Origin of the sequence: Streptomyces sp. enrichment culture (assembly GCF_964272855.1) — a bacterium.
In the GTDB taxonomy this organism is placed as follows: domain Bacteria; phylum Actinomycetota; class Actinomycetes; order Streptomycetales; family Streptomycetaceae; genus Streptomyces.
Window position 1 is genome coordinate 8,775,530 of record NZ_OZ186847.1, and the last position, 19,687, is coordinate 8,795,216.

General features: G+C 69.0%; 17 protein-coding genes and 3 pseudogenes. 12 read left to right on the forward strand and 8 right to left on the reverse strand.

All coding sequences use genetic code 11. From position 1 onward, the window contains the following. Nucleotides 1-17 precede the first annotated feature (17 nt). Genes ACSU6L_RS39430 through ACSU6L_RS39450 form a run of 5 tightly spaced genes read right to left on the reverse strand, consistent with a single transcriptional unit; the run spans nt 18 to nt 3,466 of the window. Nucleotides 18-629, reverse strand: a complete 612-nt coding sequence (locus tag ACSU6L_RS39430) for a GAF domain-containing protein (protein WP_437064454.1) — start codon at nt 627-629, stop codon at nt 18-20. Continuing rightward, a complete protein-coding gene (locus tag ACSU6L_RS39435; protein ID WP_437064455.1) occupies nt 544-1,215 on the reverse strand; it encodes a GTP-binding protein in 672 nt (223 codons plus the stop codon). Before ACSU6L_RS39435 ends, ACSU6L_RS39430 begins: the two co-directional genes overlap by 86 nt. After that, complete coding sequence (locus ACSU6L_RS39440) at nt 1,193-1,585, reverse strand: DUF742 domain-containing protein (protein WP_437064456.1); 393 nt, start codon at nt 1,583-1,585, stop codon at nt 1,193-1,195. Before ACSU6L_RS39440 ends, ACSU6L_RS39435 begins: the two co-directional genes overlap by 23 nt. A gap of 3 nt (nt 1,586-1,588) precedes the next feature. Continuing rightward, the gene (locus ACSU6L_RS39445; RefSeq protein WP_437064457.1) at nt 1,589-1,984 is read right to left on the reverse strand and encodes a roadblock/LC7 domain-containing protein; all 396 of its coding nucleotides are present in this window, start codon (nt 1,982-1,984) and stop codon (nt 1,589-1,591) included. A 33-nt stretch (nt 1,985-2,017) separates the two neighbouring features. Then, nucleotides 2,018-3,466, reverse strand: a complete 1,449-nt coding sequence (locus ACSU6L_RS39450) for an ATP-binding protein (RefSeq protein ID WP_437064458.1) — start codon at nt 3,464-3,466, stop codon at nt 2,018-2,020. Between the two features lie 442 nt (nt 3,467-3,908). Between ACSU6L_RS39450 and ACSU6L_RS39455 the strand changes: the two are divergent. Both ACSU6L_RS39455 and ACSU6L_RS39460 read left to right on the forward strand, forming a co-directional pair. Continuing rightward, nucleotides 3,909-3,977, forward strand: a pseudogene (locus ACSU6L_RS39455) (hypothetical protein); the annotation flags it as partial. A gap of 402 nt (nt 3,978-4,379) precedes the next feature. Next, complete coding sequence (locus ACSU6L_RS39460; protein ID WP_437064459.1) at nt 4,380-4,691, forward strand: hypothetical protein; 312 nt, start codon at nt 4,380-4,382, stop codon at nt 4,689-4,691. Between the two features lie 34 nt (nt 4,692-4,725). On the opposite strand, the gene ACSU6L_RS39465 is transcribed toward ACSU6L_RS39460, so the two are convergent. Beyond that, complete coding sequence (locus tag ACSU6L_RS39465) at nt 4,726-5,178, reverse strand: tetratricopeptide repeat protein (RefSeq protein ID WP_437064460.1); 453 nt, start codon at nt 5,176-5,178, stop codon at nt 4,726-4,728. Nucleotides 5,179-5,262: 84 nt separating this feature from the next. On the opposite strand from ACSU6L_RS39465, the pseudogene ACSU6L_RS39470 reads away from it, so the two are divergent. Further along, nucleotides 5,263-6,071: pseudogene (locus ACSU6L_RS39470) on the forward strand (IS5 family transposase); the annotation flags it as partial. A gap of 123 nt (nt 6,072-6,194) precedes the next feature. On the opposite strand, the gene ACSU6L_RS39475 reads toward ACSU6L_RS39470, so the two are convergent. Further along, the gene (locus ACSU6L_RS39475) at nt 6,195-7,382 is read right to left on the reverse strand and encodes a sulfotransferase family protein (RefSeq protein WP_437065220.1); all 1,188 of its coding nucleotides are present in this window, start codon (nt 7,380-7,382) and stop codon (nt 6,195-6,197) included. 406 nt (nt 7,383-7,788) lie between these two features. Here ACSU6L_RS39475 and ACSU6L_RS39480 point away from each other — a divergent pair, with 406 nt between their 5' ends. Continuing rightward, nucleotides 7,789-8,220, forward strand: coding sequence for a hypothetical protein (locus tag ACSU6L_RS39480; protein ID WP_437064461.1), 432 nt, complete (start codon nt 7,789-7,791; stop codon nt 8,218-8,220). On the opposite strand, the pseudogene ACSU6L_RS39485 reads toward ACSU6L_RS39480, so the two are convergent. Further along, nucleotides 8,217-9,427 (reverse strand): annotated as a pseudogene (locus ACSU6L_RS39485) (IS110 family transposase). The gene ACSU6L_RS39480 and the pseudogene ACSU6L_RS39485 sit on opposite strands and share 4 nt — an antisense overlap. Nucleotides 9,428-10,066: 639 nt before the next feature. Between ACSU6L_RS39485 and ACSU6L_RS39490 the strand changes: the two are divergent. The 8 genes from ACSU6L_RS39490 (at nt 10,067) to ACSU6L_RS39525 (ending at nt 18,821) form a co-directional block, all read left to right on the forward strand. After that, a complete protein-coding gene (locus ACSU6L_RS39490) occupies nt 10,067-11,485 on the forward strand; it encodes an aldehyde dehydrogenase family protein (protein ID WP_437064462.1) in 1,419 nt (472 codons plus the stop codon). A 74-nt stretch (nt 11,486-11,559) separates the two neighbouring features. Further along, on the forward strand, nt 11,560-13,125 hold the full coding sequence (locus ACSU6L_RS39495) for a GMC family oxidoreductase (RefSeq protein ID WP_437064463.1): 1,566 nt from the start codon (nt 11,560-11,562) through the stop codon (nt 13,123-13,125). 238 nt (nt 13,126-13,363) lie between these two features. Next, nucleotides 13,364-14,581 (forward strand): PucR family transcriptional regulator, encoded by a 1,218-nt coding sequence (locus ACSU6L_RS39500; RefSeq protein ID WP_437064464.1) that lies wholly within the window; start codon nt 13,364-13,366, stop codon nt 14,579-14,581. Between the two features lie 196 nt (nt 14,582-14,777). Beyond that, nucleotides 14,778-14,978 (forward strand): hypothetical protein, encoded by a 201-nt coding sequence (locus tag ACSU6L_RS39505; protein ID WP_437064465.1) that lies wholly within the window; start codon nt 14,778-14,780, stop codon nt 14,976-14,978. A 225-nt stretch (nt 14,979-15,203) separates the two neighbouring features. Next, complete coding sequence (locus tag ACSU6L_RS39510) at nt 15,204-15,728, forward strand: hypothetical protein (protein WP_437064466.1); 525 nt, start codon at nt 15,204-15,206, stop codon at nt 15,726-15,728. Nucleotides 15,729-15,739: 11 nt separating this feature from the next. Beyond that, the gene (locus ACSU6L_RS39515) at nt 15,740-16,195 is read left to right on the forward strand and encodes a hypothetical protein (RefSeq protein ID WP_437064467.1); all 456 of its coding nucleotides are present in this window, start codon (nt 15,740-15,742) and stop codon (nt 16,193-16,195) included. Continuing rightward, a complete protein-coding gene (locus tag ACSU6L_RS39520) occupies nt 16,192-18,429 on the forward strand; it encodes an NACHT domain-containing protein (protein ID WP_437064468.1) in 2,238 nt (745 codons plus the stop codon). The genes ACSU6L_RS39515 and ACSU6L_RS39520 overlap by 4 nt, the downstream gene beginning before the upstream one ends. After that, nucleotides 18,426-18,821: a hypothetical protein gene (locus tag ACSU6L_RS39525; RefSeq protein ID WP_437064469.1), complete on the forward strand. Its 396-nt coding sequence runs from the start codon at nt 18,426-18,428 to the stop codon at nt 18,819-18,821. Before ACSU6L_RS39520 ends, ACSU6L_RS39525 begins: the two co-directional genes overlap by 4 nt. Nucleotides 18,822-19,687: the final 866 nt, after the last annotated feature.

Below are 19,687 nucleotides of genomic sequence, written 5' to 3' on the forward strand. Positions count from 1 at the left end.
CCAGGACGGTCACTCGTTCACCGGCCCCGCTCCATCCGTTCGATGCGCGCCACGAGTTCGGCCGCCATCGTTTTGATGGTCTCAAGTCCGTGGTGGCCCCAGGGATGCGGGTCCTGGTCCACCGCACAGATCGTGCCCAGCACCATGCCCGTGTGATCGATCAGCGGGGCTCCCAGGTAGGAGTGGACCCCGATGGCATCGACGACGTGATTTCCGGCGAAGCGTGGGAAGTCGCGGACATCGTCCAGCACCAGAGCCTTGCGCCGCCTGACCACGTGCGGGCAGAAACCCATGTCGAGGTCACGAGGCATCACCCGGCCCGGCACGGGGTCGTCGAGCAGGGGGGACTCCAGTTCCACCGTCACGTCCGAGGCCGCGCTGTACAGGCCGGCGAAATACTGGCGGTTCTCGTCGATGAAGAAGTTGACACCCGCGTAGCATCCACCGGTGCGCTCCGCCAGTTCACGCGCGAAGTCGTCGAACTCCGGAACAGGCTTGTCCCCGATCCCCAGTTCCCGCAACCGGCGTGCCCGGGCCTGTGCCTCAGGGTCCTGCGGCGGGAGAAGCAGATGACGCACGGCGATCCCTGTCTCCCCTCCGAAGGGGGTTTTGGGCACCATCGCTGTCATGGGAACTCCTTGAAGTGATCAGATGCTGCACGAGTGAAAGTAGAGCCCGGATGCCCGAGCTGGACAGGCGAGCGTCACACAGGACCACCGGCACCTCGGGATTGAGGTCCAGGGCCGCCCGCACCTCGTCCGGCTGGTAGTGGTGCGCGCCGTCGAACTCGTTGACCGCGACGATGAAGCCGATGCCACGCGCTTCGAAGAAGTCGACCGCCGGGAAACAGTGCTCCAGCCGGCGGGTGTCGGCGAGTACGACCGCACCCAGTGCACCGGCGGACAGTTCGTCCCACATGAACCAGAAGCGCTCCTGTCCGGGCGTGCCGAACAGATAGAGCACGTGCTGCGGGCTGATGGTGATCCGGCCGAAGTCCATGGCCACCGTGGTGGTGGCCTTGCTCTCCACTCCGTCCAGCCGGTCCGTGGCAGCACTGACCTCGGTCAGCAGCTCCTCCGTGTTCAGCGGCTCGATCTCGCTGACCGCCCCCACGAAGGTGGTCTTGCCCACCCCGAAACCGCCGGCGACCAGGATCTTGATCCCCATCGGAAGGGTGTCGGCGCCGAGTGCCTCAAAGTCGTTTGAGGAGCCCATCCCGCAAGGCCTCCAATAGATCCAGATCGGGGACAGAGGAGGACCTCTGCATTGCCAGGTTGAAGGGCCGTGTGGCGACCGCGCCACGCTCGACCAGGTCGGACAGCAGGACCTTGATCACTGCTGCGGGCATGCGGGTGAGCCCCGCGATCTCAGCCACCGTGACCGGTGTCCGGCACAGCTCCAGCACATGGGTGTGGTCCATTCCGAGGTTGCTCCGCAGCGTGGTACCGGTGGCCACCACCATGGTCATCAGGTCGAACTGGCACGTGGGTCTGGTGCGTCCTTCGCTGACGGTGTACGGCCGGACCATCCGTCCGACGGCGTCGTCGAGCAGCGGCCTTTCCGGATCACCCGGGGCGTCCCGCATCTCTCACTGCCCCACCGACTGACGTGGAGCGGCTCCCAGATGACTGCGGACGCTCTTGACCATCGTGGTCATCTCGTAGCCCAGCACCGCCGCATCCGCTTCACGCCCGGCGAGCACTGCCAGCAGGGCGCCCTGCCCGGCCGCCGAGACGAAGAGCAGCGAGTTGCTGAGTTCGGTCAGGATCTGCTGCACGTCACCGCCGTCGTCGAATCGCTTGCCGGCACTGCGGGCCAGGGAGTAGAGCCCGCTGGACAGCGCCGCCAAGTGATCCGCTGCGTCGGTGTCCAGTCCGTCCGCGGCCATCACCAGGCCGTCCGAGGACAACAGCAGTGCGCTGCGCGTATGCGGTACACGCTGTATGAGGCCGGTCAACAGCCAGGAAAGGTCGTTGCTCACCACGGTCGCGTACTTCTCCTCAATGATGTGAAACGGTCAGGGGGCTTCATCGGTTGCCATGGGTTCTTCGGCTGCCTCGGACTTCTCGGCCCTGCGGACGCCGGTCTGGAAGGCGGCCATCAGGCCCGGATCGTGCTCGGCTTCCTTCTCCTCCACGCTCGTGTCCGTGCGGGAGGCCTCCCGCAGTTCGGGGGCCAGGTTTTCCTGACGGCGGCGCTTGGGCAGCGAGGGGCGGTCGACTTTCGGCATGGGGGGCACGACGGGGGCCGGCCGTGGTTCGGCCACCGGTTCGGGGACCGAGGTTCGGGCGGTGGCCTTTTCCGGCGCCGGTGCCTGAGCCGGGGATGTGACGCCCGACGGTTGCTGCTGCGGTTCCGTCGCCTCCTGCTGCCGGCCCAGCAGTTCGTGCGGCAGGACAACGACCGCCTGTGTACCGCCGTAGACGTTGTTCTGGAGCCGTACGGCGATTCCGTGCCGCCGGGCAAGCGCGGAGACCACGTACAGGCCGATCCGGCCGTCCTTGAGCAGCTCGCCCAGTGTGACCCCGTCGGGCGAGGCGAGCAGGGAGTTCATCTGGTTCCGCTCTGCGGAGGTCATGCCCAGGCCCCGGTCCTCGACCTCGATGGCCAGGCCGGCGGTGACGTGCTCGGCACGCAGCAGCACCTGGGTGTGGGGAGGTGAGAACACGGTGGCGTTCTCGACCAGCTCCGCCAGCAGGTGGACCACGTCGACCACCGCGTGCCCGCTCACCGTCCCCTCCACGGGGGGAACCATCTTGACCCGCGCGTACTGCTCGATCTCGGCGGCCGCGGAACGCATCACGTCACTCATGCTGACCGGTTGGGTCCACAGGCGGTGGGAGACGGCCCCGCCGAGCACGGCCAGGTTCTCGGCGTACCGCCGGATACGGGTGGCCAGGTGGTCCACCCGGAACAGGCCCTTGAGCAGGTCCGGGTTCTCGACCTCGTTCTCCAGGTCGTCCAGCAGCCCGATCTCGCGGTGCACGAGGGACTCGAGTCTGCGGGCCATGTTGGCGAAGACCTCGAAGTGCTCGTCGCCGCGCGGCTGTGCCGCCGACTCCGGCTCAGGCGCCTCGGCAACGCGCTGGACGGAGGCGACCTCGTCACCGAACCGTTCCAGCGCGTCCCCCACCGGGTCCGGCACCGGACTGCCTTGCAGTCGCCGGTGCTCCACCAGCTCCTGGCCGCGCTCGAGCTGCAGCCGCAACTGCGCCAGCTCGGCCTGGCCGCGGGCCGCGAAGCTGCTCATCTCGGCATGGCGGCGTCCCAGGCCCCGCGCCTTTTCGGAGGCGAAGAGCCCTGCGCCCGCGATGATTCCGCAGACGACCAGCAGCGTGCCCGTGAGCAGCGCCCGGAAGGCGTCCTTGTCGACGACGCGGCCCACGCCCGCGGCGAACAGGAGAGCGGCGGCCGCGACCGAGGCGGCTGCAACCAGCCCGGCGGGCAGCACCGCGAGAAGCACCATGTGGCGCTCAACTGCCTTGCCGTTCCCGGCCGGGTCACTGTCCGGGACATGCCACGCCGGAGGGCCGACTGCCGTCGTCTCCTGCGGGGCATGTGCGGGCAGCATCGAAGGTTCCTGCATCACAATCCCTGGTTGCCTATCAGCCAGCAGGCCGAAAGTGTTCGATGCACGTTACAGGTTACGGAACTCCGCGTCACTACAAGTTACCTTGTGGGCAATGATTATCAGATCCCGTGATCAGGAGTCGACCCCCGGCGCCACGAGGCACGCCTGTCGATCACTTCGGTTCGTGCGATGTTCGCGACCGTCATCACCGCAGACATCACCGCAGACATCACCGCAGACATCACCGCAGACATCACCGGAACCATCAACCATCGTCTTCGCCTTGCCCCACAGCCACCGATGGCCGGCTCACGAATGGACGTCATGACCCTCATGCATCCGCCGGAAGGGCCGCCACGGCTGGACCTCCGCCCAGCTCGCCCGAAAGACGGGCTACAGCACGACCTCGTGGCACCGCTATGTGTCCGGCCGGACGATGCCGCCGTCGGAGGCCGTTGACGTCCTCGGATGTCACGCTTCGCAGGAGGACGGCCGACTGCGGGCGCTGCGGAAGGTGGCCGCGACCGCCGTCGCCCGGCAATCGGCGCCGGGAGGGACAAGGCCCCTGGCCCGGGGCGGGGAGGCAGCCGCACCTGCGGCGTCCGATGCGGCCCCCGCCCGAGGCCCCGGACGACCGTGCTCGGCGGTCTACTGGGACGGCACTGCCACTGGTCTCGTCGCCGGCCCTGCTGAGCCCCTGGGACGGCGGCGGTCGCACGGCGTCCCCTGTGCCGGCCGCCCAGGGAGCGCCGCCCGGTGTGCCCGAGTGGCCCTGCCGCTGCTCACCGCGACCGGTACACCAGCGGGCGTGCCCTGTCTCGGCGACGGCTGCCGGGGCCGGACCCCGTACCGGCTCGGCCGCGACCGGGGCAGTGCGCGGGTGCACGCGCTCAGTGCCGACCACCGGACGCTCGCGCTCTGGTACAGCCCGGTCTGCCGTGCCGTGCGGGCGGAGGTGGTCCCGGGCGTCAAAACCTCATGTCTCACCGTCTCCAGCGACAGCCGGGCGGTGACCGCACCCGCCGGGGACGCGCGTACCGGCATGATGCGCGCCTCGCCCGGCCGGGCGAGGGGGAGCGTGAGCGGCCGCTTCTGGAAGCGGGCCGTCAGGAGTCGGTGAGTCCTCCTTCAGCCGTGTCCCCGCCTCCTCGGCGTCAGGGTGGCCGAGCTCGTCGAGAATCTGCACGGCCTGTCCCCATAGGGCCACGGCGGTGGCACGGGCTCCCCCCGGCCTGGCTGTCTCCCATGTGCAGAAGCGTGGCCGCTTCCAGACAGCGGTCGTTCATGTGCTGATAGAGCTTCAGGGTACGCCGGTAGCAGACGAACGCCTCGCTGTGCCGGCCCATGTGGTGATAGGCGTGGCCGAGGCTGTCGAGGGCCGCCGCTTCGCCGTTGGTGTCACCGATCATGTGGTGCAGCGATACCGCTTGGCCGCACTGGTGCAGGGCCTTGTCGTAGGCGCCGAGGAGGATGTAGGTCCAACCGGTCTCGTTGGGCACACTGGCCTGCCCGCTGAGGTTGATCGTGGACCGGTAAAGGCGAAGAGCGGCCGCGTAGTGGTCCCCGGCTGCCGCATGGCGCTCATGGGCGTTGGCCAGAAAGACCATCAAACGGCCGCCACAACGGCCTGAACGTTGATCAGATGCTCTCTAAGACCGTGTCCTGCGTGGTGAGGCGGACGTTGACCCGTTATGGGGCGGGGAACGTGGAGCTGGATCGTGCCGGATGGGCTGTGGGACATCGCGAAGCCGCTGATCCCGGAGCAACGAACACGGCCGCAGAGTGGCGGAACAGCCAACACCCCTGATGAGACCGTGTTCACGGCCGTCATCTACGTGTTGGTCGGCGGTTGCGCCTGGCGGGCGCTGCCGCCCTGCTTCAGCGTCTCGAAGTCCACTGCCCATCGCCGATTCCTCATCTGGTCCAGAGGCGGCGTCTGGGGCCGCCTGCACGAAGCGGCCCTGCACCGGCTCGACGAGGCTGGCCTCATCGACGTCACCCGCGTCGTCCTCGACACCGCCCACGGCAGGGCGAAAAGGGGGGGGTGAACACACAGGTCCGAGCCCCTTGGGGACGGGGCAAGCCGGGCTCCAAGATGTACATCCTGTCGGACACGAATGGACTGCCCCTGGTCGGCGGCGTCTCAGCCGGCAACACCCACGACAGCGAAGGACTGAAGCCCATGGTCGGGGGTCACCAAACGAGACACGACCCCCACCGTGGCCGGTACTTCAAGCTCCAGCGCCTCCACGCGGATAAGGCGTACGACCGCCCTGAACTGCGGAAATGGTTACGCGGCAGGCATATTGGAGTCCGGATCGCCCGCAAAGGGATCGCGTCCAGCGAACGGTTGGGCCGTCGAAGGTGGGTGATCGAGAGCACGATGTCGTGGCTGTCCGGCTACCGCCGACCCAGCCCACGCTACGAACGCAATCCCCGCAACTACCTGGGCTTTCTCGGCCTGGCCACTGCCCTGCGCTGCTACAAGCGACTCATACGGTACCGCGGTCAGCGGAATGCTCGTGACTTGCGGCAAGCGATCATCACCTACCGCGCTCCCGCCTCGTCCTGGTGAAGCGGCGGCGGGAGGCCTGACGGGTGGAGCATGTGGGCGCCGGGTGTGTCACCGGCGGTCGACGTCCGAGCGGAGGGCGTTGTAGTCCGCGAAGGCGTTCTCGACGTCTGTTCGGGTGAGGCCGTAGCGGGTCAGGTCGTAGGTGTGGGGGCGGGTGCCGGCCGGGCGGGCCACCACGCCGGCCAACCGGGATGCCAGGGAGTCGGTCCAGTGGGCACCGATGGCCTCGTAGAGCTTCGGGGCCCCGGTGTGCGGGGCGGTGCCGAGCCAGGAGTAGGGAACGTCCACCAAAGCGTCCGGGGGGATGGCTCTGCGGGCCTCCAGCGCGCGGCTCATGCTTCGGCTCATCAGTTCCAGCCACGTGGCGCCGATGGCGTGAGGGTCGACAGGGTTCACGCTGATTCCCATGCCGGTTTCCACCAGGCTGCACAAGGACGCCATGGCGGTGATCGGGTCGCGATGGGTCCATACGAGGGTGGCGTCGGGGAAGACGGTGCGCAGGACGTCGAGGTTCGCGAGGTGCATGGGGGACTTCAGGATCCAGCGGCGGCGCGGGCGGCCGTACTGGAGCACCTGGAAGATCTGCTTGAGGTAGCGGTAGTCGGGGAGGAAGTCCCGCTGGAAATGCCAGGCCTGGTACTCGGGTATCCGGGCCTGGCCCAGCGGCATCAGGGCGTGCGGGAGGACGAACGTGCACTCCTCGGGGGCTTCCGCGATCATGGGATGGATGTCCCGGAAGCGCGGGACCAGGCGGTTGGAGCCGTTCTCCATGCGGCGGGCCTCCGCGATCGCCTTGCGGCGGTGGCGCGGGGGCAGTTCCAGGTCGGGGGTGAGCAGTTCCCACAGCAGTGGGCAGCGGTGGTCGGCTGAAAGGGACAGTATGTAGTGGGTGACGGTCGTGGCCGTGCGCGGCAGCCCCACGACGAACACCGGTCTCTCGATCGGCTCTCGCTCGATCTCGGGGTGTTCGGCGATCAGGCGTCGGGTTCTGGCCCGGGTGGCCAGGTGCCGGCTCACGTGGTCCTGTGCCGAGCGCCAGCCGAGCGGGGTGAGGTTCTCGGCCCGGGACCAGTGGCCGAGCAGAAAGCGGAAGTCCTCTGCGAACTCCTCGTCCCCGTCCGCCTGCCCGGCCTTGGCGAGGAGCCTGTCGATCACCCGGTCAGGTGTGCGGCGGGAGCCGAAATCTGATCTGAGGGAGAGGTTGACCAGGGTCAGGGCCAGCCGGGCGCGGGCCATGGAGACCGTCCTTTCCGGGCCGGGAGAGTCGACTTCGGTCATGCCGTTCCCCCGTCGGGTGGCGTTCACGTGGTGGTCTCCAACTGGTCCGCCGATACTACGGGGCTGGATCGACTCCCCCCAGAAGTCGCAGGGTGACTGCCTTGCAGGACGACGCACGTTGGGACGTCGCCGCATGCCGCGGCGGAAGTAGCCCCTGCAATACCAGGTGGGACGATGCGCTGACAGTGTGCCGGAGCCGCTTCAGGATGACCCAGCGGAGCGGCCGGACCAGAGCAATTTTGGGCATCCGGGAGACGACTCGCCGACGGACGGTCCGCCGCTCATCTCGGGGGGCGGGGGGTGCCCCTATGCCTTTGGTCAAGTTGGTCGGGTGTGGGTTCAGGGCGTCTGGAACGATGTGTCCGTGCATGCTGATGATCAGGTTGGCGAGGGTGTCCCCGCGGAGCTCGCGGTGTTTCTGCGGGAGGCGGTCGACGGCCGCCCGGTGAAGATCGCTCCTTCCGTCTGCGAGGGGTGCGGCGGTCGTGTGTTCTTCGTGCTGGTCAACACGTGCGGCGCGGAACGAGAGTGTTCGGGCTGCGGCAGCCGTGCGTTCATCGCGGACAGCGAGGAGTACTGGAACGAGGAGTCCTGGGAGGACGACGAGCCCGGTGCGGCCGGCTGCCCGTGCGGGAGCGAGGAGTTCGAGGCCGCGGTCGCGTTCTCGCTCGGCGCCGACGGCTCGGTCCGCTGGGTGACCGTGGGTCTGCGGTGCATCAAGGATGGGTTCTGCGGGGTCTATGCCGACTGGAAGATCGACTACGGACCGACGGATCACCTCCTGACCATGGTCTAGGTCTGCGGAGCGACAGCCCGAACGGGCTGCGGTTCGTAGAAGGTTCCGTCGCGGAGCATCGCGAAGAGGACGTCGGCCCGGCGTCTGGCGAGGCAGAGCAGGGCCTGGGTGTGGTGCTTTCCCCGGGCGGTCTTCCTGTCGTAGTAGGCCCGCGATGCAGGGTCGCCCAGGGCGGCGAACGCGGAGAGGAAGAGGGCCCTCTTGAGCTGCTTGTTTCCCCTCCGGGAAGGCCGTTCGCCGCGGATCGAGGAGCCCGAGTTCCGGGTGGCCGGGGCGAGACCGGCATAGGCGGCCAGGTGGCCGGCGGTCGGGAAGGTGCTGCCGTCGCCGATCTCGATCAAGATGCCGGCTCCGGTCCTGACGCCGACTCCCGGCATGGACGTCAGGACTTTGGAAAGAGGGTGAGCCTCCAGGAGTTCCTTGATCCGCCCAGCCAGCCGTTTGCGCTGGTCAATGACGGCCGTCAGCGAGCTGGCCAGGCTCGGGACGATCAGCGCGGCCGCCTCCGTGCCCGGAACGGTGACGGTCTGCTCGTCCAGCGCGGCGAAGATGTCCTCGACCAGCCGCTCGGCCATCCGTGGGGCCTTCGGCCGTAACAGAGTGACCAGTCGCCGCCGTCCGGCCTTGCGGATCTGGGCCGGCGACCCGAACCGTTCCAGCAGGGCCAGGACAGCCGGGTGCTGCAACCGTGGCCCCAGCACCCGCTCCAGCGACGGATGGATCTGCGTCAGCAGGCCGTGGAGCCGGTTGGCGACGCGGGTCGCTTCACCGGCCAGGTCGTCGTCGAAGCCGACGATCACCTCCAGCTCGGCGATCGTCTCGTCTTCGCCGTCGATCGCCCGCAGGTGCGGGGCATCGCGCGGGCCGCGTCGGCGATGATGAACGCGTCCTTCGCGTCGGTCTTGGCCTCGCCGGGATAGAGGTCGGCGATCCGGCGCATCGTCAGGCCCGGCAGGTAGGCGACCGGGCAGCCCATGTCCCTGGCGACGGCCAGCGGCAGGGCACCGATCGAGGCCGGCTGGTCGACCACGACCAGCACCGTTCCGTGCTTGGCCTGGAGTTTCGCGAACAGCTCGCGGGGCTTGGGTTCGGTGTTGGGCAGGCGCTTGTCGAAGGCCTTCTTCCCGGCCGGTGTGACGGCGGTGGCGTGGTGTTCGCCCTTGCCGACGTCCAGGCCGAGGAAGACGTCGATGTCGCCGGTGTCGATCACGTGCAGGCCCCTTTATCACGCTTTCGTCCGGCCTTGCCGGGGCACCGAGCTGCCACATCCACGTTACGGAGAGCTCGTCCGGCTCGGGTGAAGCCGGTGCTCAAGCCCCTCATCAGCGGTCCGTCGATGCCTCCGGGCCCGGTGACACCACCCCCCGGATCATGAACAACAAGGGGGGGGAAGTCATGCCGGACCCGAAGGCCGGTAGCCCCATTGCGGAACCACGAAAAAGGTAACGGGGGAGCCATGGCCTGACCACCGCACCCCCACACAGCACGGCTGCGGTATGCAGCCATACGTCCTCCTCAGCCGGCCGGTGCAGGGAGAAGCCTGAACGGCCCGCGGAATCCTCGCTCCAGCGCTCCGGTGGAAGCCCGGCAGTCACCTGCGGGTCCATCCTGGCTGGTCGCGCAGTTCCCCGCGCCGCTTTGAGGCGATAGGACTTCCTTGGACCCGCTTGGAGAACGCCGAAGATCCCCCACCGGGGAGGTCGCCGGTCGGCGGCCGGTGCCATGCGTGCGCTGTGCGCGTGCACAACGAGCCGGGCCGATCTGGCTTCGCCGCTCCATCGACCCTGCCGTGAGGGCCCGCGCACACTGCCGGAAATACGCCCCGTTTACCAAGGAGCACCTGGCCATGACGACGTACACCAAGCACTTTGTCGGCGGGGAGTGGGTCCCGCCGGAGAGCACCGACGTGATCGAGGTGGTCAACCCCGCCGACGAGCAGGTGATCGGCTCGGTACCGGCCGGCACACCCGCGGATGTGGACCGGGCGGTGTGCGCGGCGAGCCGGGCCTTTGAGGAGTGGTCGCGCACCTCCCCGCAGGAGCGCGCCGACCACCTGCGGCGGATCCACCTGGCGCTGGAGGAGCGGGCCGAGGAGATCGCGAGGCTGGTGACGCGGGAGGTCGGCACTCCCTTGCAGGAGAGCCGGGTGCTCCAGTCCGGGCTGCCCATCTTCACCTTCGGCCACGCGGCCGAGCTGGCGGCCGGTTTCGACTTCGGGCCGGAGGAGGTCGGGAACTCCCACGTCGTGCGTGAGCCGGTCGGCGTGGTCGGGTGCATCACGCCGTGGAACTTCCCGTTGCACCAGGTCTCGCTGAAGGTGGCGCTCTCGCTCGCCGCGGGCTGTACCGTCGTCCTGAAGCCCTCGGAGGTCGCCCCGCTGTCCGCCCTGCTGCTGGCGGAGGTCGCCGAGTCGGCGGGGCTGCCCGCGGGGGTGCTCAACGTCGTGACCGGGTACGGGCCGGTCGTCGGCGAGGCGCTGGTGTCCCACCCGGATGTGGCGATGGTTTCGTTCACCGGCTCCACCCGCGCCGGACGCCGGGTGGCGGCGCTGGCGGCGGAGACGGTGAAGAAGGTGGCACTCGAACTCGGCGGCAAGTCGCCCAACGTCATCCTCGACGACGCCGACCTGCAGGAGGCGGTCACCGACGGCGTCGCCAAATGCTTCCTCAACTCCGGGCAGACCTGTATCGCCCTCACCCGCATGATCGTGCCGCGCGACAGGCTGGCCGAGGCCGGGCGGATCGCCGCCGAGGTGGCGAGCGGCTACCGGGTGGGCGACCCGCTGGACGAGGGGACCCAGATCGGTCCCATGGTTTCCGACACCCAGGTCAAGCGGGTGCGCGACTACATCGCGGCCGGGGTCGCCGAGGGAGCCACGCTTTTGACGGGCGGACCCGACACGCCGCACGACGGGCCCGGCTACTTCGTTGCGCCCACCGTCTTCACCGACGTCAGCAACGACATGACCATCGCCCGGGAGGAGATCTTCGGGCCCGTGCTGTCGATCCTCCCGTACGACACCGAGGAGGAGGCCGTCGCCATCGCCAACGACACACCCTACGGTCTGGCCGGGGCCGTCTGGTCGGGCGACCCCGAGCGGGCGGAGGCCGTCGCCCGCCGCATCCGTGCCGGGATGGTCGACGTGAACGGCGGGGCCTTCAACCCGCTGGCCCCCTTCGGCGGCTACAAGCAGTCGGGCGTGGGCCGCGAGGCCGGGCGCGCGGGATTCGAGGAGTTCCTGGAGACCAAGGCGATCCAGCACTGACCGACATCGGCTCCGCACCGGCGGCCCGGCAGCACTGCGGGGCCGCCGGTGCGGCGACTGAGAGGGGACGACCCATGTACGACTACATCATTGTGGGTGCGGGCTCGGCGGGTTGTGTGCTTGCCGCCCGGCTCAGTGAGGATCCGGATGTACGGGTACTGCTGGTGGAGGCGGGCCCGACCGACGACGCGCAGGAGATCCACATCCCGGCGGCGTTCTCGGCGCTGTTTCGCACCAAGTACGACTGGGACTACCTCAGCGAACCCGAGCCGGGTCTGGCCGAGCGCCGCTGCTACCTGCCGCGTGGGCGGATGCTCGGCGGCTCCTCCTCGATGAACGCCATGATCTACATCCGCGGCAACCGCCACGACTACGACGCCTGGGCCGCGGCCGGGGCGAAGGGCTGGGGCTGGGAGGAGGTCCTGCCCTATTTCCTGCGCGCGGAAGACCACCACGCCGGCGCCTCCACCTGGCACGGTGCGGGCGGCCCGCTCCCGGTCAACCCCGGACGCTCCCGAAACCCTCTCATCGACGCGTTCGTATCAGCCGCCCAGCAGGCCGGACACCCGTTCAATGCCGACTTCAACGGCCCCGAGCAGGACGGCGTCGGCTACTACGAGCTCACCCAGCGCAACGGCCTGCGCTGCAGCACCGCCGCCGCCTACCTGCGCCCCGCCCTGGACCGGCCGAACCTGCACGTGCGCACCGCCACCCAGTGCACCAAAATCCTGTTCGACCAGGGCCGGGCCGTGGGCATCGAGGTGGACCGCGACGGCGCCCCGGAGGAGTTGCGGTGCCAACGCGAGGTGGTGCTGGCCGCCGGGGCTTACAACTCGCCGCAGCTACTGATGCTCTCGGGCATCGGCATCGCCGATGAGCTGGCCGCCCACGGCATCACCCCTCGGGTGGATCTGCCGGTGGGCACAAACCTCCAGGACCATCCCCACCTGCCCGTCATCCACCTCACCGACACCGAGTCCCTGCTGACCGCGCAAAGCCCCGACAACATACGGCTGCTGGAGGAGGAGGGGCGTGGCCCGCTCACCTCCAACGTGGGCGAGGGCGGCGGCTTCTTCCGCACTACCGACGGCCTGGACGCCCCGGATGTGCAGATCCACGCCGTGCCCGCCATGTTCCACCAAGAGGGCCTGGGCGCGGCCACCGACCATGCCTTCCACATCGGAGCGGTGCTGCTGGCGCCGACCAGCCGCGGCAGGGTCACGCTGCGCTCGGCCCTGCCCAGCGCCAAACCGCGCATCCTGCACAACTACCTGGCCACCGAGGAAGACCGGGCCACCGCCATCCGCGCGCTGCGGCTGATGCTCGACATCACCGGCCGGCCCGCCCTGCAAGCGCACCACCGCGCGGACTTCCTGGTCCCGTCCGGTGACAGCGACGCCGACCTGCTCGCCTACGCCCGGCGGGTCCTGCACACCCTGTACCACCCCACCAGCACCTGCGCGATCGGCCCGGTGGTCGACCCCGAGCTGCGCGTGCACGGCGTGAGCGGGCTGCGGGTGGCCGACGCCTCGGTGATGCCCACCGTGGTCCGCGGCAACACCAACGCACCCACCATCATGATCGCGGAACGGGCCGCGGATCTCATCCGCGGTGTCTCGGCGGCGGCCCGACCCCGGTGATCCGGACGGCACCGTGCGGCACCCGGCTACCTGCCGGGTGCCGCACGGTGCCCGCGCCCGTGGCGGAGGTCCGCACCGTTGAGGCTTCGGCCGTCACTTTCCGGAGGGGCCTCCGCCGCGGCCGTTCGCCGGGTTAGGCTGCCCGTGGCCCGGGGGTCCGGCCGACGATCCAACCGGGCGGGTCAGCCTGCGGAACAGTCCGCTGGGGCGTCCCGCCCCCTTCGCCGCGGGAGCCAACTTGACCGTCACCTCGCAGCACAACGGCGTGCGTCGGCTGACCGATGGGCTGCTGCCCGGGATCGACCGCCTCGCAGACCGGCTCGCCGACCGGATCACGAGGGAGGAGGACGCCTATCGCGACCACGGGCAGGTGGGGTACGACCAGTTGCGTGCGGCGTGCGCGGAGAACCTGCACGCCATGGTCACCCAGTTGGGCAGGGACACCCTGGACCTACGTGTGCCGCAGGACACCGGCCGCTTCAAGGCCGAGCGCGGGATCCCGCTGTCGGCGGTGACGCACGCCTACCGGGTCGCCGGGCGGTTCCTCTGGGAGTGCGTCCTGGCGGAGGCGGGAGACACCGTCGTCAGGGAGGTCCCCGACGCCGCCACGGCGGTCTGGACGGTCAGCGACGCCTTCGCCGACGCCGTGACCGAGGCGCACCGCGACACCATGTCGGAAAGAGCCCACCGGGACCGGCAGATCACAAGCCTGCTGCTGGCCGCGCTCCTCGAGGGCCAGCTGGAGGGGGGTATGCACCTGTGGGAGTGCGCCGACGCCCTGCGGCTGCCGCAGCGGGGGACCTTCGCGGTGGTGAGCATTGAGCTGGGCGCCGGGGCCCACCCGGATGAGGACGTGCTGCACGACCTGGAGCGCTCCCTGCGGCCGCTCGGCGTCTGGTCGGTGTGGCGTTCGGAGGACGACGCCCAGGTGGGGCTGCTCTCACTGCGGTCACCGACGGGGGTCACCCAGGCAAGGGAACTCCTCGGCCGGCGCGGCATCGGACGGGTGGGGATGAGCGCTCTCTTCCAGGGCCTGGAGCACGCGCCGACTGCCTTCCGTCAGGCCCGGCTCGCCTGCGCCTGCGTCGAACCCGGCTCCCACGCGGTGGCCTCGTACGGAGACTCGCCGGTTCGGCTGATGGTGGTGAGCGCCCCCGACTCGGCCGAGCACGCCGTACAGCAGGTGCTGGGCCCGGTCCTGGAACTTCCCGCCCACGAAAGAGACCGGCTCCTGGAGACGCTGGCCTGGTGGTTCACCTGTGGCGGGTCAGCCACCGAGACTGCGGCCCGAATGTACTGCCACCGCAACACCGTGACCTTCCGACTGCGCCGGGTGCAGGAGCTGACGGGGCGTTCCCCGTCCGACCCGGTGGGTGCGAGCGAGATCCACCTCGCGCTGGAGGCGCACCGGCTGCTGACGGGGCTCTCCCGGCTCGGGGGCACGCCCGGCCCGTGACTAGGGCGGCGGGTGAGCGGGCCGCGGCCCCGAACGCCGCGCGAACCCGGTCCCGGCGAACACCGCCACGAGCGCGACCAGGCGAACACCTCTGCGCGACGGCCCGACAACACCTCGCCGAGCCGCCCGTGGATCCGCACAGCAGCAGCGCGCCTGCTTGCCTGCGCCGAGTACGTGCGGTGCGTCACTCGGACTGATGGCCCTGCGCCGCGATGCCGGCGAGGAGCAGATCGACCACGCCATCCAAGAAGGGCGGCGCGCGTTCGGCCAGCAGGCGGACGACCACGCTGGTGTGATCAAGAATTCCAGGGCATGGACGGAGTATCAAGAAGTCGGCGACCGCGCGGTCAGCTCGTGTACGGCGTCGCTGTCGTTGAGGATGTCCTTGGTCCGGTGAACGGGGAGATGTGGACCTCGTGTTCTGCGAGGTGCCCCATCTCCGCGTGAATGTTCGGCAAGGAGGGCCGGGCTGGGAGTACCTCGGGCGCGCCCAGCCAGCTCGAATCATCTGCCTCACGCCGAGCACAACGACTCGTTGAGGCAGCGGCCCGCTGCCTGATCTCTAGACGACACAACGACTCACGGACTCAGCGTCGCCGACGACCTCGCCCGCGGCCTGTCCGTGCTGAAGATCCGGCGTGGAGCCCCAGACCCGAAGACCTCGCTCGTCAGCCCCGAGAAGGCGCGTGAAAACACGGAGAAGGAAGTCGACCGGCTCGGCGGCTGGCTCTCCCGCTTCTGCACCTGGCCCGGGCAAGCCGCGGCGACCGACCACGCGGGCAAGCCCAAGGCGGCCCTGGGCAAGCCCGCGTTGTCGGTGGCGGCTGCAAGGCTCGTGCGGATGAACGGCGATGAGCAGCTGAACGGCCGGGTCTATGGTGCGGAGCACGACGCCCCCAACCCTGGCGGCGACCAAAGCGGTCCAGCAGCGGGTCTGGCTGGTGCCGGCACGCGTCACCGTGTACCTGTTGCTGGCCGGGGCGCTGTTCGCTGGGCTGGGTTATCGGCAAGAGTTCGCGGCAGGTTGGTGTCCGCTCGTCGAGCGGGCGCAGACAGGAACTTCACGGTCGTGGCTGCTTGTATATCGGCCAAATACACAGTGTACCTGCCGGTAGGCCAGTACGGTTTCGGACCTGTGGGCAAGTAATGAGCTACAGCATGGTGGACGAGATGCTGCCTGAGGCGTTGACGGCACTGGCCGCAGCGGGGGGCGCCGCTGTGGTGCAAGCGGCGGGAAGCGATGCGTGGGAAGGGTTGCGCGGCCGACTGGCGTGGTGGTTCGGCCGCGGCGATGCGGTGCGCGAGCGCGGGGAGCTCGAGCGGCTGGAGCTAAGCGCGGCCGATCTCGCTGCCGCCGAGACCGGCAACGCCGAGCGGGTCAGGACACGACAGGAGGCCGTGTGGCAGACCCGCATCGAGGCCCTGCTGGAAGGCTTGGGCGACGATGAGCAGCGGGCCCAGGCCGCCGCCGAACTGCAGCAGTTGCTGGATCAGACCGCGCCCTCGGCCACTGATGGGGGCGGGCTGGTGTCGGGCAACACCTTCCACGGCCCGACCGCCGTGCAGGCCGGCAACCACAACCGGCAGGATGTCCGCTTCGGACCCCAGGCATGACCCGTTCTGAGATCAGCACGACGGGTGGCGGCGCGCATGGGAACACCTTCCACGGCCCGACCGTCGTGCAGGTCGGCAACGGCAACCAGCAGCGGTTTTGTGTTCACCCCGGGCAGGGATCAGAGCTGGAAGGGGATGTAAGAAGCCTGGCCACGCAGGTGCACACGCGCTGCGCAAACGACGCGAAAGTACTCGGCCTCCGCGGACCGGCCGAGCTGAACGTCGGGTATCGAGTGTGTCACTGGCCTGGAGACGAAGCGGCCGCTGAAGACGGTCGTGCTGACCTGGTTCCTCCTGACGTGTGCGGTGACGTCCGCGACATCGCGGACCTCTTCCAGCGCGCTCCCTCCCGGCAGTTGGTGGTAACCGGTGAGCCGGGATCGGGCAAAAGCGCGTTGGCGATGCTGCTCAGCCTTGGTTTGCTCGAAGAGTGGCGCCTGACGGAGCCGGTTCCCGTTATCTTGGCCCTGTCCTCGTGGCGTCCGGACAAGGACTCCTTCGACACCTGGTTGGAGCAACGGATAACCGAGGACTACCCGTTCTTGAAGCCTCCTCGCAGGTATGGCGCACGGCCGGTGATCGCAATGCTGGCCAAAAAAATGATCACGCCCGTCCTCGACGGGCTCGACGAGGTTCCCGAAGCCCTGCGCGGCGTTGCCGCCAGGGCCATCGCCAAGGAGATGGACGAAGGAAGGTCGCTGGTGGTCACCTGCCGCAGCGCCGAATATCGTAGGCATGCGGTGAACGTCGCCCACACCATGTCGGGTGTCGCGCGGATCGAACTGCAACCACTCCCCAGTGAAAAGGCAATAGATTTCCTGATCGGCGGTTCCCACCGGTCGGTGTCCTCATGGCCCGCCGAACACCACTGGTCTCTCGTGAAGCGGGAGTTGGGCAGGCATTCACCTTTGGCACATGTCATGACCAGTCCACTGATGGTCAGCCTGGTGCGAGAGCTGTACCAGCCACAGGACCCGCCTGACGTCGGCGAACCGGTATCTAACGGTCGTTCCTTGCGGGACCTCGTCGCCATCGGCGACGAATCCTCGGCGGAACACTCTGACCCCGGCCGGGCCACAGGCCCGGAGCCTGCCGCGTTCGACGAGGCCGTCGACCGTTTGCGTGCACACCTCCTCGAGGGTCTCATCGTCCGCGCCTATCCGCAGGGTCCGTTAGCGCCGGGCATCGAGCCCGCGAGGTGGCATTGGGAACAGGCACGTGCATGGCTGGCCTTCCTCGCCCGGCAGTTGCGCCGGAACGGTGACACGCACGACATCTGCTGGTGGAGGCTTCGCGACGCCGTACCCCAGCCGGTCCGGGTTGCAATCGTGGGCGCTGTCGCAGCCGGTTTGGCGGCCATCGCCTGGCGGTGGTGGATGGCGTGCGGGTTCGGACTCGCTTTCGGCCTGGCCGCCGGGTTGCCGACTCAGGGACCCGGACCGAGGCACGCGCTCGGCTGGAACCGGCTGCGGTCCAGCCGCCCTGGATCCGGCACGCGCCGACTGCTGATGCAGCTGGGACCGCGGGTGCTCGAGCAGGCCATGGTGGGCGCGGCCCTGGGCCTCATCGTCGGGATGACGACCGGCTCAGTGGCCTGGCTGGTCGGCGCACCCCTGATCGGCGCCATGGCTGGGGGAGCGGTCGGTGCGACGAGCGGCATGAGCAGCGAGGGCAGAATCCCCCGAATGATCAGTCCGCTCCAGGTTCTACGAGCGGATCGGGCGATCGGGCTCCGCCTCGGCCTACTGGCAGGTGGTGCAGCGGGGCTGGCAACCGCCGTGGCCTCGGCCTCGCGTGTCCCTACGGGGATGGCTATGACGCTCGGATGCACCATCGCCCTAGCCGTCGGTTTCGGTGCCGCGTTGACCGTCGCCGTGCTGCTCGGCACGCTGGCCGGCGGCCTGATCACCAACGTGCGCGTTGACGGGGCCGCCGAGGGAACCTTGACCGTGATGCTGTTTGCAGGCTGCTGTTCGGGCGGGCTCGCAGTCGGCAGGGCCGTGAGGGCCCTGAGCGGCTTTGCTGTCTGTGCCTGGTGGCAGTGGGTACTTCTGAGCAGGACATGGCTGCCGCTGACCCGGCGACTTCCCTGGTCAGTGATGTCGTTCCTGGCCGATGCCCATAAGCGCGGCCTGTTGCGCCGGGTCGGACCCGTGTACGAGTTCCGGCACGCCTTGTTGCGTGACCACCTCGCGTCCACGCCTCGGACTCCAATGAGGATCGATTCGGCATGAAAAAGCTCCTCGTCTGGGGAATCCTCCTCACCACCCTGGGTGTTCTCACTTCGGCACAGACCGTGTATCTGCTCAAGCGGGTGAACGAGACTCGGCAACGCATCGACTACTACCTCAACGCCTCCGAACGGGTTTACCAGGACAGCATCCGTGTGGAGGAAAACGACTCCAAGAGGTCGGCCGAACTACTTCAGGAGGCCTTCGACAGGGCGGATTACGCCGAACAGGACCTCGACCATCTGGTGGAACAGAAACGCGGCATGGGCGTGTTCGCGGCCGCATCATCGGCACTGGTGGTGGCAGGTGTGACGATGCTGCTGATCAGACGCCGGAGAGCCGCCGCAACCGAGCAGGCACGGCACGACATTCCTGTCGCACCGGTGTCCGACTGAGGCGTCAGCGCTGTGCTGATCCTGGAGTTCCTGACATCGCAAACGGGGCCGGGTCCTGCTCGTCAGCCGTTGGCGGTCGCCCGCCCCATGGGCTACCCGGGGCCGCCACCCCATACCTGGTGATCTCACGCAAAGTGGAACCGGTACACGCGTTCATCCCGCAGTCCCACCGGTCGGGGCCGAGGCGGAGGTTGACCTCGGCGACGTAGGTGTAGGCCTGGCCGGTGAGCTGGTCACCTGCTTCGTGTTCGCGATGGCCTGTCGTATTCGGGCAAGGCCGTGCATCTCGCGTTCGCCTCCTGCGTTTGTCTGTGTCCAGCTGGCGGGCTCGCAGGACGGTCAGGCACGCCTCGCTCACGGTCCATCCCGCTGCCCCGCTTCCCAGCCGAGCGGATCCGCCCGGCTCACCGGCCGGCGGACTCTCAACCTCGGGCGGCGAGTGTCACCGCCGAAACCGTGATCGGCTCCCACCACCACGGCGACGCCGCGGAGGCCGCTCTCGCCCTGACCCCGACCACCGCACCGCGTGCGAGGGGGCCTGGGCCCTGGCCGTCGCCGTCCTGGGCGCCCTGGTCACCAACGACCCCCCGTACCGCTCCACGGTCCTGCCCGCCCCCGACCCCAGCACCCTCGCCGGCCTCGTGACCGACTACCCGTCCGCCATCACCACCGTCGCCCAAGCCCTCGAGCTGCTAGACGCAAACGAGGACTTCGACACCGCCCGCCACCACGATCCGAACTGGCCCACCGACACCGAGAGCACGGCCGTACGAGCCCTGCGCGATCCGCTGGGCCTTCAGCCAGTTCCATCCCACCAACCGATTCCCCAGCCAGGTCGGCATCGACGGCTGAACCGGGCCTCGTGC

Bases quoted from the DNA above. Each gene is read 5' to 3' on its own strand.
- ACSU6L_RS39430 (WP_437064454.1), bottom strand. From the start codon at position 629: ATGACAGCGATGGTGCCCAAAACCCCCTTCGGAGGGGAGACAGGGATC.
- ACSU6L_RS39440 (WP_437064456.1), bottom strand. From the start codon at position 1,585: ATGCGGGACGCCCCGGGTGATCCGGAAAGGCCGCTGCTCGACGACGCC.
- ACSU6L_RS39515 (WP_437064467.1), top strand. From the start codon at position 15,740: ATGGTGGACGAGATGCTGCCTGAGGCGTTGACGGCACTGGCCGCAGCG.
- ACSU6L_RS39520 (WP_437064468.1), top strand. From the start codon at position 16,192: ATGACCCGTTCTGAGATCAGCACGACGGGTGGCGGCGCGCATGGGAAC.
- ACSU6L_RS39435 (WP_437064455.1), bottom strand. From the start codon at position 1,215: ATGGGCTCCTCAAACGACTTTGAGGCACTCGGCGCCGACACCCTTCCG.
- ACSU6L_RS39490 (WP_437064462.1), top strand. From the start codon at position 10,067: ATGACGACGTACACCAAGCACTTTGTCGGCGGGGAGTGGGTCCCGCCG.
- ACSU6L_RS39465 (WP_437064460.1), bottom strand. From the start codon at position 5,178: ATGGTCTTTCTGGCCAACGCCCATGAGCGCCATGCGGCAGCCGGGGAC.
- ACSU6L_RS39495 (WP_437064463.1), top strand. From the start codon at position 11,560: ATGTACGACTACATCATTGTGGGTGCGGGCTCGGCGGGTTGTGTGCTT.
- ACSU6L_RS39450 (WP_437064458.1), bottom strand. From the start codon at position 3,466: ATGGTGCTTCTCGCGGTGCTGCCCGCCGGGCTGGTTGCAGCCGCCTCG.
- ACSU6L_RS39525 (WP_437064469.1), top strand. From the start codon at position 18,426: ATGAAAAAGCTCCTCGTCTGGGGAATCCTCCTCACCACCCTGGGTGTT.
- ACSU6L_RS39475 (WP_437065220.1), bottom strand. From the start codon at position 7,382: ATGGCCCGCGCCCGGCTGGCCCTGACCCTGGTCAACCTCTCCCTCAGA.
- ACSU6L_RS39505 (WP_437064465.1), top strand. From the start codon at position 14,778: ATGGCCCTGCGCCGCGATGCCGGCGAGGAGCAGATCGACCACGCCATC.